Source organism: Paenibacillus chondroitinus NBRC 15376 (assembly GCF_004000765.1).
Taxonomy (GTDB): Bacteria; Bacillota; Bacilli; order Paenibacillales; family NBRC-103111; genus Paenibacillus_E; species Paenibacillus_E chondroitinus.
The window spans coordinates 92840-106222 of sequence record NZ_BILW01000018.1; the positions used below are offsets into that span (position 1 = coordinate 92840).

At 42.9% G+C, this 13383-nt stretch carries 11 protein-coding genes and 1 pseudogene; 11 read left to right on the forward strand and 1 reads right to left on the reverse strand.

All coding sequences use genetic code 11. The annotated features are described in order from the left end of the window. Window positions 1-184: 184 nt before the first annotated feature. The 5 genes and pseudogenes from PCH02S_RS20195 (at window position 185) to PCH02S_RS20220 (ending at window position 5713) form a co-directional block, all read left to right on the forward strand. Window positions 185-1408, forward strand: coding sequence for a quaternary amine ABC transporter ATP-binding protein (locus tag PCH02S_RS20195; protein ID WP_127455746.1), 1224 nt, complete (start codon window positions 185-187; stop codon window positions 1406-1408). Continuing rightward, window positions 1383-2216: an ABC transporter permease gene (locus PCH02S_RS20200; protein WP_127455747.1), complete on the forward strand. Its 834-nt coding sequence runs from the start codon at window positions 1383-1385 to the stop codon at window positions 2214-2216. The genes PCH02S_RS20195 and PCH02S_RS20200 overlap by 26 nt, the downstream gene beginning before the upstream one ends. Continuing rightward, window positions 2213-3109 (forward strand): glycine betaine ABC transporter substrate-binding protein, encoded by an 897-nt coding sequence (locus PCH02S_RS20205; protein WP_407670108.1) that lies wholly within the window; start codon window positions 2213-2215, stop codon window positions 3107-3109. Before PCH02S_RS20200 ends, PCH02S_RS20205 begins: the two co-directional genes overlap by 4 nt. An 809-nt stretch (window positions 3110-3918) precedes the next feature. After that, window positions 3919-4349: pseudogene (locus PCH02S_RS37165) on the forward strand (DUF3885 domain-containing protein). A 170-nt stretch (window positions 4350-4519) separates the two neighbouring features. Beyond that, window positions 4520-5713, forward strand: coding sequence for an acyl-CoA dehydrogenase family protein (locus PCH02S_RS20220; protein WP_127455748.1), 1194 nt, complete (start codon window positions 4520-4522; stop codon window positions 5711-5713). Window positions 5714-5919: 206 nt separating this feature from the next. On the opposite strand, the gene PCH02S_RS20225 is transcribed toward PCH02S_RS20220, so the two are convergent. Beyond that, window positions 5920-6477 (reverse strand): DUF420 domain-containing protein, encoded by a 558-nt coding sequence (locus PCH02S_RS20225; RefSeq protein WP_127455749.1) that lies wholly within the window; start codon window positions 6475-6477, stop codon window positions 5920-5922. A gap of 226 nt (window positions 6478-6703) precedes the next feature. On the opposite strand from PCH02S_RS20225, the gene PCH02S_RS20230 reads away from it, so the two are divergent. From PCH02S_RS20230 to PCH02S_RS20255, 6 genes are all read left to right on the forward strand, one after another. After that, the gene (locus PCH02S_RS20230) at window positions 6704-7342 is read left to right on the forward strand and encodes a helix-turn-helix transcriptional regulator (RefSeq protein WP_127455750.1); all 639 of its coding nucleotides are present in this window, start codon (window positions 6704-6706) and stop codon (window positions 7340-7342) included. Window positions 7343-7662: 320 nt separating this feature from the next. Continuing rightward, window positions 7663-8628, forward strand: a complete 966-nt coding sequence (locus tag PCH02S_RS20235) for an ABC transporter ATP-binding protein (protein WP_127455751.1) — start codon at window positions 7663-7665, stop codon at window positions 8626-8628. 17 nt (window positions 8629-8645) lie between these two features. Then, entirely contained in the window at window positions 8646-9632 is a 987-nt protein-coding gene (locus tag PCH02S_RS20240) for an ABC transporter ATP-binding protein (protein WP_127455752.1), read from the forward strand. Continuing rightward, on the forward strand, window positions 9629-10738 hold the full coding sequence (locus PCH02S_RS20245; protein ID WP_127455753.1) for an amidohydrolase/deacetylase family metallohydrolase: 1110 nt from the start codon (window positions 9629-9631) through the stop codon (window positions 10736-10738). The genes PCH02S_RS20240 and PCH02S_RS20245 overlap by 4 nt, the downstream gene beginning before the upstream one ends. Before the next feature lie 87 nt (window positions 10739-10825). Continuing rightward, entirely contained in the window at window positions 10826-12367 is a 1542-nt protein-coding gene (locus PCH02S_RS20250) for an ABC transporter substrate-binding protein (RefSeq protein WP_127455754.1), read from the forward strand. 26 nt (window positions 12368-12393) lie between these two features. After that, a complete protein-coding gene (locus PCH02S_RS20255) occupies window positions 12394-13311 on the forward strand; it encodes an ABC transporter permease (protein WP_246069178.1) in 918 nt (305 codons plus the stop codon). Window positions 13312-13383 lie beyond the last annotated feature (72 nt).

Here is a 13383-nt window from a genome sequence, read left to right on the forward strand (position 1 = left end):
AATTTCGATAAAGTAAAGAAAGTCATTGAATAGGATACTGAAGTATGTAGTAGAATTCAAAATGTTTTGTACAGTTTTTACTGTATAAACAGATTGAACGGAATTTATGGTTGACATAACCCGCTTTGGTTCTTTACACTTAAAAGGCAAGAGGGCATTAACGCATACAGAAAGGAGTGAGCGTGTGGCAATTATTGATGTGCATCAGGTAACCAAGGTATTTGGGCCTGATCCCGAGTCTGTTCTTCCGCTATTGAATAGTAAGGTCTCCAAAGAACAGATTTACAGGGAAACGAAACATACAGTGGGGGTCAACGAAGTCAGCTTTTCCGTAGAACCTGGTGAAATTTTTGTCATTATGGGACTGTCAGGCAGCGGGAAGTCAACACTTGTCCGGCTGCTAAACAGGTTAATTGAACCTACGAATGGGATCATCAACATTCACGGCAGAAATATTGTCGAGATGAGTGATGAAGAGCTCCGCCATGTTCGGAGAGAAACGATCAGTATGGTATTTCAGAAATTTGCCTTATTTCCGCATAGAACGGTTGCTCAAAATGTGGAATACGGGCTTGAGATTCAAGGGAAAAGTAAGGCGGAGAAACGAGTAAAGGCCTTGGAGGCCTTGAGTCTTGTAGGATTGCAAGAGTGGGCGGACAGTATGCCATCGCAATTAAGCGGCGGTATGCAGCAAAGGGTAGGACTTGCCAGAGCACTGGCTAACGATCCTGATATTTTATTGATGGATGAGGCCTTTAGTGCACTAGATCCATTAATCCGTAAGGATATGCAGGATGAGCTGTTAGAGTTGCAAGATAAAATGAAGAAAACAATTATTTTTATTACGCATGATTTGGATGAGGCGCTTCGTATCGGTGACCGGATCGCATTGATGAAAGATGGTAGTGTCGTTCAGATTGGGAAGCCGGAAGAGATTATGATGAACCCGGCTAATAAATATGTTGAACGATTTGTCGAGGACGTAGACCTGTCTAAAGTACTGACAGCCTCATCGGTGATGCGTAGGCCAGAAACGATTGGCCTTGACAGGGGGCCGCGGGTAGCTCTTCAACTTATGCGAGAAAGCGGCATATCGAACTTATTTGTTGTTGATCGTGGGAAAAAACTGCTTGGTGTAATCACAGCTGAAGATGCCTCTGAGGCTGTAAGAGTAGGAAGAACACTCGAGGACATCGTTATTCGGAGTGCGCCTACTGTGACGCCGGAGCAAATGCTATATGAGCTATTCGAAATATGTGGAAATTCAAAATATCCGGTAGGCGTTGTTGATGAGAACAATCGTATTATCGGTGTCATTGTTCGCGGTGCCGTTCTTGGAGCACTAGCTGGACAACCCATTGCTAAAGAGGAGGTGCATAAGGATGATTCCCAAGATTCCTCTAGATGAGTGGGTAGAATTTATCGTGGATAAACTGGAAATTAATTTGGCCGTACTATTTCAATTTTTCTCGGTTTGCATTGAGGGATGCGTGAATGCCTTATCTTTTGTTTTCCAAGGTGTTCCGGTTTTATTATTCATCGCAATTATTTGTGCATTAGCCTTTTATTTGGGCCGCTGGTCATTTGCGCTATTTTCAGCACTAGGTCTTTTATTAATAGATAATTTAGGGTTTTGGAGCCATACGATGGACACCTTAGCGCTTGTTCTGACTTCTGCGTTAATTTCTATCATCATTGGTATTCCAATAGGAGTCTGGTGCGCTCAAAGCAATAAATTTCGTGACGTGATTACGCCATTATTGGATTTTATGCAAACGATGCCTGCTTTTGTGTATTTAATACCAGCTGTAACCTTCTTTGGATTAGGTGTTGTTCCTGGTGTTATTGCTTCTGTGATCTTTGCAGTACCTCCAACAATAAGGCTTACGAATTTAGGAATTCGGCAGGTTGCAGAAGATCTAGTAGAAGCTGCCGATGCATTTGGCTCAACAAGAACACAAAAATTGTTCAAATTGCAATTCCCATTAGCAATGCCTTCGATTATGGCGGGAATTAATCAAACGATTATGCTTTCATTATCAATGGTTGTTATTGCCTCTATGATCGGGGCTCAAGGTATAGGGGCGGATGTCTACCGCGCAGTGACACAGATTAAGACAGGACAAGGGTTCGAGGCAGGCTTATCCATTGTCGTATTAGCCATACTTCTTGATCGAATGAGTCAGTATATACTGAAAAGAAAGAGGAGCGTGTGAATAAATTGAGGAATAAAATCAAAGCATTAGTGTTGGTAAGTTTAGCTGCAGTAACCGTGATAACAGGTTGCTCCAAACAAGTATCGTCCGAAGGAAACATTGGAAGCCAGGTGCATCATGAAATCATTGGGATCGACCCTGGAGCGGGATTAATGAAACAAGCTGCCCAGGCAATCAATGATTACGATCTGAAAGATTGGAAGTTGGTGGAAGGCTCAAGCGCTGCAATGACAGCCGCTCTCGACAAAGCCTATAAAGCTAAGAAGCCAATCATTATAACAGGTTGGACGCCTCACTGGATGTTTGCCAAATATGAGCTTAAATATTTGAATGATCCTAAAGGTGTGTTCGGAAAGGATGAGCAGATTCATACCATTGTGAGGAATAACTTGAAAAAGGATGCTCCTTCGGCTTATACCATGCTGGATAGGTTCGAATGGACCCCGGAAGAGATGGCCGTCGTGATGTCTGCAATCATCGATGGGAAAAAGCCGGAAGAAGCAGCTGCCGCTTGGGTAAAGGATAATGCCGATAAGGTTGATGGTTGGGTAAAAGATCTAGCTCAAGAAAAAAGCAAAAAGCTAAAACTCGCCTATGTCGCATGGGATTCCGAAATTGCGAGTACGAATGTCGTGAAAGCTGTTTTGGAAGAAAAGCTAGGATACAAAGTGGAAATGCTGCAGGTAGAAGCCGGACCGATGTGGGCAGGAATCTCAGATGGAAGTGCGGATGCAATAGTAGCTGCATGGCTTCCAACGACGCATCAAGATTATTACGATAAGTATAAGGGGAAATTTGAAGATCTGGGGCCGAATCTGAATGGTACTAAACTAGGATTAGTAGTTCCCACATATATGAATATCAATTCAATTGAGGAACTGAACAGCAAATAAGGAAAAGATGAGAGTTTTTCGATTGTATGAACATATGAGGATATAACCATATAAAAATATCAGCCGCGAATTTCGCGGTTTTTTTATTTTATGAATACACCTTCTTGTCCTTTTCAACCATTGATAGTGGAGCCAACGGGAAAAGTGGTCGTGCAGTCATTATTTCCGAAGAATTACAGATAAGAAAATAGATATATTAACATTCAATTTAATAAATATGGAGGAGGCTTCAGATTAGAAATAGCTGTTTGTCCACCAGAAGGTTTCATTCACGATTGGGGAGAAAAAGTGAGTCCAAACAAAGTTACTGCCTATCACTTGAATCTTCAAAACAGGAAACCCCTTTTAGATAACGGCAATTGGTTTAGATGTGACAAAAAAACTTTTTTCGGAAATGTATACAAAAAATTTGCTAGTAAGGTATTGAAAAGTCTTAAAAAAGCTGAGGAATATTGGGCTAATGCGGAGTTTCGCTAGATCAATAGTAATAGCAATTAAGGCTAGTCTTGAACTCAAGGATTCCGCTAACGCAGAACGATAGCGGAATAAGCAGGGAGCAGCACGCCATGCGGCAGATGCTCCTTGTTTTTGTTAAGCTAAAGGGCAGAATAGTCCCAATATGTAGTATAATTTAGATAAAGAATATAGTGAAAAGAATCAGGTGGCGGTTGGTTATTTGATAATTATAAAGCGATGTGGAAAGTGAATATAGATGGTCATAGGGATTATGGCATACGTTTTGAACTTGGAAACCCACCGATGTTCAAGGTTGATAAAGCATTATAAATGGAACAAGTTTATGGCAGGGCATATCTAATGCACATTTTGCTGATGAGCCCAATCCATTAAAACGCAAATCAAAGGTTTATAGAAGATATATTAACAATAAGAATGTATTGAAATGCTTACAGCACAAAGTAATTCCGGATGTTTTTGCTGATGCTTATGAGGTAAAAGATTTTGAAACGCACAGGTTCATTCTAAAGTGTTACGGAAAAAACATTAAGTATGGAAGTTTGATAAAGGCAATATGTAATAATGATGTTGCAATCAGACCTTCGATTTATCATGATGTTTTTTTGTCAATATTTCCGCTGAAACCATATTCCATGTATATGATGACAGGGGATGTGATGTAGTCGCTTCATCAAAAGAAGCGTTGATAAACATCTACCGAGATTATCAAGATTGGATATTAAATTACGATAGAGCAAGAATAGACCAAATACTCGCTACCTAACGAACTACGCTAACGGTAAACGATAGTTGAATATATATAACATGTAGCCGCCCTTTACTTTACCTGATTTCCTTAAGTTTAGATCTTGAATACATTCAGTTTATAAGCAAGCATATACTCGATATAATTCCGAGTATTCTAATATATTTACATACAGAGGAGAGAGAAAAATGACTGAGAGCATAGAAACAGATATATATATTCGTAATGAACGAGAGGCAGAGATTGCGCAACGTTCTGATCGATTAGCAGCACTCTTCGCGAGTCGAGCGGCACATCATGATACAGAGGGGAGCTTTCCGTTCGACAATTTCGCGGATCTTCGTGAATCAGGTTATTTGCACCTGACAGTGCCGCGAGCTTACGGCGGAGAGGAAGCGTCGCTGTACGAATTGGTGCTTGCCCAGGAACGACTCGCGAGAGGCGATGGTTCAACAACGCTTGCGGTGGGCTGGCACGTTGGTTTGATGCATCAGCTACGCTTTACGAATGCTTGGCCGGAAACGTTGTACGCACGTTTTTGCCGAGAATCGGTGGAAACAGGTGCGTTGATTAATAATTTGGCGACGGAACGGGCAACAGGGAGTCCAAGTCGGGGGGGAAGGCCGGAAACGAAGGCCGTTGCCACAGAGGGCGGATGGCTGATCAGTGGGCGCAAAACCTACAGTACTTTGAGTCCTATACTCACATGTTTTACTGTTTCGGCAGCGATTGAGGGCACGGAGGAAACAGGGGATTTTTTCGTGCGTGCCGGATCTGGTGTAAGTATAGAAGAAACATGGAACACACTTGGCATGCGCGCTACGGGTAGCCACGATGTGGTGCTTGAAGACGTATTCGTGCCAGATGATCAACTTATTCACCGTTCGGGAGCACCACGCAAGGAGCGCAGACCCGACGAAGGTGGGTGGCTATTGCATATTCCCGCTTGTTATATTGGGATAGCGCATGCGGCTAGAAGCTTTGCGATTAACTACGCGCAGCACTATCGACCGAACAGCTTGAACACACCGATAGCTGAATTACCGAATATTCGACGTCAAATCGGAGAAATGGAAATCGCGCTTGTAACGGCGCGCACGGTGCTTTACTCGGTTGCCGATCGATGGGACCGGGAACCTGAACGACGCAAAGCGCTAAAGCCGGAGCTGGGCTTGGCAAAACATGTGGCCACGAATCATGCTATCTCAATTGTAGATACAGCGATGCGTATCGTAGGTGCTGCGAGTTTGTCACGCAGTTTACCGTTGGAGCGGATGTACCGCGACGTGCGGGCAGGACTGCATAATCCGCCGATGGACGACATTGTGGTTAACGGATTGGCGCAGAGAGCTTTGGATGAAGTGAAACTTATGAATTCATAAAAGCCGATGGCAAGGGGATGTAAAATTAAGCATCCTTCTACTGCTCCATTGCTAAATCGGCTGGAGGTTATCCGATGAAGGAATCAAATTTTAATTATGACGATGTCTTGAATATGCTTTATTTTGCTGAACAGGGCTGTAAAGTTGATGCTAATATTACTAACAGGGAGCAGAATGCCGCGGCAACTGCTCCTTTCAAATTCCCCTTAATAATACGGATTCATCATTAAGAACACGACAACCCCGGTTAAGCTCACATATAACCAGATCGGCATTGTCCAACGGGCAATTCTACGATGTTTATGCAATTGGTTAGTCCAACCCCATACAAGAGTGAACAAGGCGAGTGGCACGATGATGGCAGCAAGTATGCTGTGAGAGATCAGAATGAAAAAATAGATCGGCCGGATAATTCCTTTACCGCCGAACAACGCTGTCTCCGAGGACATGTAATGAAACGTTAAGTAGGAGACAAGGAACAGCAGTGTAGAAGAGAAGGCAGCTAGAATGAACCCTTTGTGAAGCTTTACGTTCTTCCGTAGGATCGCGATCAATGCGGCAACCAGAAAGATGAAGGTGAAGCTGTTCAACACCCCATTAATTCTTGGGAAGATGTTCAGATCAAAATTTATCTCTCCCTTGTAGCCAATTGGTGAGAAGAACAAGAGTAATATAACGAAATTTGCGACAAGTGAGATGGTGACAATGGCAGCCGTATAATTTTTGTTGCTAGCTTGCCTTGGTGAATGCTTGTTTATGCTCATATAATCAGAAAAGCTCCTTTCATTACTGATGGTAATGGCTTCATTATAAGCGGTTTTGTCGTACCGTAATCAGACTTTGATGTCAAAATAGCGAAATCTTATTGACGATTTATAGTCTTCAAAAGGTATTGAAGTAAGGATGTTGCTAAATGGCAAAAATAAGGTTAGAATATGCATTAATAAAAATTTTAATGCAATATTATTTTTTTTAAGGTGTGTGATGTGATTGGAACATATAAACGATGAACTTGGAGCTTTAAAGCAAATTATTAAAGGAATTGCAACGCAATTCGGGGATAAATGCGAGGTTGTGCTTCATGATTTGACTGGTGATTATGAGCATACAATTGTAGGGATTGAGAACTCCCACATTACTGGAAGAAGAATTGGTGATTGTGGGAGCAATTTGGGCCTGGAAGTTTTGAGAGGTTCTGACAAAGACGGTGATCGTTATAACTATATCACGCAAACGAAAGATGGAAAAATCCTTCGTTCTACGTCTATTTACCTCAAAAATAATAAAGAGGAGATCATCGGAGCCATTTGCATAAATATGGATATATCTGATTTGATTATGGCTGAAAAAGCGCTTAAATCGATCACGATGCACAGCATGGAACAAGAAACGGAAGAAGTATTCGTTAATGATGTGAGTGATTTACTGGATTATTTGCTTCAGCAATGCCATAACGAGATAGGAATACCCGTTTCCCATATGGGGAAAGAGGACAAGAAGAAAGCAGTCCAATTTCTCGATAGACGAGGAGCATTTCTAATTAAGAAAGCTGGAGATAAGGTGTGCCAGTTTCTGGATATCTCTAAATTTACTCTCTATAACCTACTGGATGAAGTCCGCGTGAAATAAATTATGCGAAAGCATATGAATAAAAAAACCAATCAACTTCCCTACGTTGGTTGGTTTTTTTGCATTAATTGAAAATATTATGGTATGAAACCTAACATATTTTTGGCTGAAAAAAGAGTTGTTCCAAAAAAATGGATACCAAGTCAATCATATGTCAAGTCCATGTCATATAATTTCTTTTTGGAAGGGCTTACTTCAGAAAAAAGCATTGACGGGTCGTTTTTTTTTGACTATAGTAATAAAAAGAAAAAAATTAATATAATATAAAAATTTTTAATATTACTCATGGTGATGAAAATCAGAGATAAAGGAGGCACTTGATGGTTCAGCCACTACTATCGGTTGAGAATTTAAAAACCTATTTTGTCAAAGGCGATGTCGAAGTACATGCTGTTGATGGTATTGATCTCACTATTTATCCTAAGCAAATTGTTTGTATTGTTGGGGAATCGGGTTGCGGGAAGAGCATGACGTCTTTATCCATCATGGGGTTGGTTCCAAAGCCACATGGTCGCGTGGTGAATGGGCAGATTTGGTTTGGGGGTCAAGATTTACTTGAGTTAACGGAGAATCAACTATCAGCGATTAGAGGAAACGATATTTCGATGATTTTCCAGGAGCCAATGACATCGCTGAATCCGGTGTTGACGATTGGCGATCAGATGTCGGAAGTTTTGCTCAGACACCGTAAAATAACGAAGCAGCAAGCGCTGGAACAGGTCGTTAAAATGCTTGAATTCGTTGGTGTAGCAAGGGCAAAGGAGATTGTGAAAGAATATCCGCATCAGTTCTCCGGCGGTATGCGGCAGCGTGTGATGATCGGCATGGCGATGATATGCGAGCCTAAGCTTTTGATTGCTGATGAGCCTACAACAGCTCTGGATGTGACAATTCAAGCACAAGTGCTAGAGCTGATGAAGCGCATGCGTGATGAATTTGATACTTCGGTGATGATGATAACCCATGATTTGGGTGTAGTAGCAGAAATCGCTGATCACGTAGTCGTTATGTATGCGGGCCAAGTGGTTGAGAGTGCATCAGCCGATTCTTTATTTGAGGATCCGCTTCATCCTTATTCCCAGGCACTGTTGAAATCCATCCCATCGCTTGATGAAGAAAAAGAAATGCTGTATTCCATTCCAGGTACGGTACCGGATTCATCAAAGTATCCAATCGGTTGCCGATTTGCCGAACGATGCGAGTGGGCGCAGATCTCCTGTACTCAAAAAATGCCTGAGCTGCGCGAAGTGAAGCCCGGCCAGTTCGCTAGGTGTGATCTAATCTAACAGAAAGGATAGATATCATGAGTGATCAGTTATTAGAAGTTTCCAATCTCAAAAAATATTATCCGATCCAAGCTGGACTTATCCGTCGAACAATCGGACATGTCAAGGCCATAGATAATGTTTCCTTTCAAATCGGATATGGAGAAACGCTTGGTATTGTTGGAGAGTCGGGCTGTGGGAAATCGACCTTGGGCCGAATGATTATGCGTGTTCTTGAACCGACGGAAGGAACCATTTTATTCGATCAGCAAGACATCACCAAGATGCATGGAACGACACTTCGCCGTACACGTCGAAACTTTCAAATGGTCTTTCAGGATCCTTACGCATCCTTGAATCCTAAGATGATGGTTTCAGATATTATAGCGGAGCCACTGCTGATCAACGACATCATGAACAGAAAAGAAGCATCCGAGAAGGTTAATCAATTAATAGATTTGGTTGGTTTGCGTCAGAAAGATTTGCGGAAATATCCGCATGAGTTCTCCGGTGGGCAGCGGCAGCGCATAGGCATTGCAAGAGCATTGTCATTAAGCCCTAAGTTAATTGTGGCAGATGAGGCGGTTTCGGCTCTGGATGTATCCATTCAGGCGCAGATTCTTAATCTAATGACGGAATTAAAGAAAGAATTTAATCTTTCTTATATGTTTATTTCGCATAATTTATCCGTCGTCAAGCACATTAGCAATCGTGTTGGTGTCATGTATCTAGGGCATTTGGTGGAGATTGGAGATAAGGATAGCTTGTACCAAGAACCGCTCCATCCCTATACGAAGGCGCTGTTATCTTCTTCACCTCATGCGAAAAGAGGGGTTAAACGGGAAAAAATTATCTTGCAAGGAGAAGTGCCAAGTCCAGCTAATCCCCCGCAAGGTTGTCCGTTCCATACTCGCTGCCCACAGGTGATGGAGGTTTGTAAATCAGTAAGACCACAGCTGCAGCAAATTGTTCCAGGACATTCCGCAGCTTGTCATTTATACGAAACGGCAGGTGCATCGTTATGAAAGATCAGACGCTTGTAAAAGTTATTGACCCGTTGAATCAACAGACATACAAAGCTTTGCTGAAGAAGACGGCCGATGGGTACCAATTAGATCGTTCGTTTCCGCATCATGCTTCACAGGAGCCTGAGTTTTATTTGAGCCCAGGATGGATTGATCTCCATACACACGTTTACGATGGGGTTGCCAACCTCAGTGTACCCGCAGATGCAGCAGGGATTTATAATGGCGTCCATTTGGTTGTTGATGCAGGCAGTGCTGGGGAAGCGACTTTGCCAGGGCTTCGGAAGTATGTTGCTCCTGCTTTTCAGACGGAAGTGAAGGCGTGGTTAAACATTAGCTCAATTGGGCTGGTTCATCTTCGTGAAGTGGCGACCTTGGATTACATTCATGTAGATAAAACGGTGCAAGCCATCGCAGAGAATCGCGACTTCGTCTGTGGTGTCAAGGTTCGTTCGAGCGGTGCTATTGTTGGATCAATGGGACTACAACCGCTTCAACTGGCTAAGCTGGCAGCACACGAGGCTGGCGTGCCGGTTATGGTACATATCGGGGAAGCGCCTCCGCTTATTGATGGCGTTTTGGATCTTTTGGACGAAGGAGATGTTATAACCCATTGCTTTCATGGGAAAATCGGACATCCATGGTCCAAGAATGGAGGACCGGTATTGGCACTCCAGAAAGCCATCGATCGAGGCGTTAAGCTGGATGTGGGACATGGGGCGGCAAGCTTCAATAATGAGGTATGCCGGAATGCAATAGCAGCCGGATATGCGCCACATACCATTAGTACAGATGTACATATCCGCAATATTCGAGGTCCGGTTTATGACCTGTCTACAACAATGACCAAGCTGCTGGCATGCGGCATGCCACTTGAGAAGGTGATTGACGCAGTAACGATTGCACCAGCACAGATTTTACAGATGAACAATTGGTGTTCCCTTAATGGAGTTCTGGATCGAGCAACGTTATTTGAAGTTGATGGGCAGCGTCCAGAAGGGCGTGATTATCGCGATTCACAAGGCAACCTATTAGCACCTGAACAGTTCATAAAGCCAACCGCAGTTATACAAGCAGGTCAATTTACAGCGTGCAAGACGTTGTAGGATCAGCAATTTTTATACATCAAACAAGTCCAGTCATGTGAGTATGTAAGCTATCAATTCAGTGAGACCATTTTAGGAGGAATTATTGTGAAATTAAAGCTTATACTGGCAGCTATGTGCTTGATATCCGTTTTATCAGCTTGTTCGAACTCGAATGGCAGCTCCTCGACTCCATCTGACAAAGGAACTGGTACTGTCTCATCCAAACCGGCTAAGGACACGTTAACGGTGGCGCAGGATATCGACGCAGGAACACTGGACCCGCAAAAGCAGGGCAAAATACCGGATATGGGAATTCTGATCAACATGTTCGATACTTTGGTTACACGCGATGAGAACAACAAATTGGCTCCATCACTTGCTACCGAATGGAAAGCGTTGAACGATACGACTTGGGAATTCAAGCTTAGAGAAGGGGTGAAATTTCATGATGGTGAGCCGTTCAACGCCGATGCTGTGAAATTCAGTATTGATCGGCTTAATAATCCTGAAACGAAATCACCGATTGTTGAGCTGAAAACGGTTAAAGAAGTAGTTGTAGTGGATGCCAAAACTGTAAAAATTATTACTGATGGTCCTGATCCAATTTTGCCTAATAAAATGACGTTATTCGGCGGAGCCATGGTTCCCCCACAGTATATTAAGGAAAAAGGCGATGAGAATTTCGCGAAAAATCCTGTCGGTACGGGTCCATTCAAATTTGTTTCCTGGCAAAAAGATAGTCAAGTTACAATGGAAGCCAATGCTGATTACTGGCAAGGAGCCGCCAAATTCAAAAAGCTGGTCTTCAAAATCATTCCGAACCCTTCCAATATGGCTGCAGCAATTAGAGCGGGAGAAGTGGATATTGCATCTGGTATCAAACCCGATGTGGCTACACAGCTGAAGAACCAAACCGATCTAAAAGTCGTATCAAGTCCAGGGATCCGAACATTCTATATTTCATTGGATACGAAAGCAGGACCTTTGGCTAAGAAGGAAGTTCGCCAAGCACTTAATTATGCCATTGATGTGAATACCATGATCAAAACCGTGCTGGACGGTAATGCAGCACGCGCGTCTACATTGGTTCCTAAGGAGAACTTCGGATATGATCCGGCCATTACTCCATACGAATACAACATCGAGAAAGCCAAGCAACTGCTGGCGACTGCAGGTTATCCTGATGGTTTCGCAATTACACTGGATGCGGATAATTTGGAAGTAAACAATGTTCAAGTCATTGCGGCACAGCTGGAGAAGATTGGGGTTAAAGTTCAGCTCAACTTGATGGACAGCAAAACCTTGACGGCTAATTTGGTAGCGAAAAAGACTTCACCTATGTATTTTATCGGAAATACAGGATGGACCATGGACGCAATGAGTAATTTTCAGTCCTATCTAAAAAGTGACAGACGTTATAACAGATATCCTAACCCTGACATTGATAAACTCGTCGATGAAGAAGAACAAAGCATAGATCCACAAAAACGACAAGCTGCATTCACAAAGCTGCAAACGATTTTAAAAGAAGATGCACCTTTCATCTATTTATATCAAATCAATGGCCTATACGGAATCCGCAACAATATTGAGTGGAAACCGAATCCGGTCGGCATCTTGTCCATGTACAAAGCGTCCATTAAATGATTTGTCTGCTGCGGAGGTGATATCTATTGCTTTCTTATATACTGCGTCGCTGCTTTTATGCCATATTTGTCTTATTTGGGGTAGCGACGGTCGTATTTCTAATTACAAGGCTGACTGGCGATCCGGTAGCCATCATGCTGACACCGGATGCTACGGCTGAACAGGCGCAAGCGCTTCGGCATTCTCTGGGCATGGATAAACCCGTCATTGAGCAATATGGCATTTATCTGTTGAACTTACTTCATTTAAATTTTGGAGTTTCACTGCGCTACGGTGAGCAAACGTTACAACTTATTATAGAAAGGATGCCGGCGACGATTCAGCTCGCCGGAGCAGCTTTGCTATTCTCTCTTGTCGTTGCTATCCCTGCCGGAATTATTTCGGCCATTAAACGGGGGACAGTGATTGAGAAGGGTATCATGTCATTAATTGTATTTGGTCAATCTATGCCAGTTTTCTGGGTGGGGATTGTGCTCGTCTTACTGTTCTCTGTTCATTGGAGAATATTCCCGACGGGTGGAATTGGCGGATTCAGCCACATCGTATTACCTGCCTTTGCGCTGGGCATTCATCTCTTGGCACTGGTTGCGAGATTGTTAAGGGCATCGTTAATTGAAGCTCTCGATTCCGATTATATTCGTACAGCCAGAGCCAAAGGTTTGGTTGCGGTGGTTGTCATTTCAAAACATGCTTTACGAAATTGTCTGCTGCCGATCATTACGATCGTTGGCTTGGAGATTGGAGCTTTATTGGGAGGATCTGTAGTAACAGAGACCGTATTTGCTTGGCCGGGTGTCGGGCAACTGCTGGTGCAATCCATTTATAATCGTGATTATCCGTTGGTTCAGGGAGCAATCATCATTTTGGCCGCTATTTTTGTACTGGTTAATTTAATTGTTGATATCTGTTATTCGCTTGTTGATCCTCGTATCCAATATAAATAGGAGGGATACCTACGTTAAAACGAATAGTGAGTGGGAAATATGGCAGTCTATTTAACTGGTTATCGCTATGCG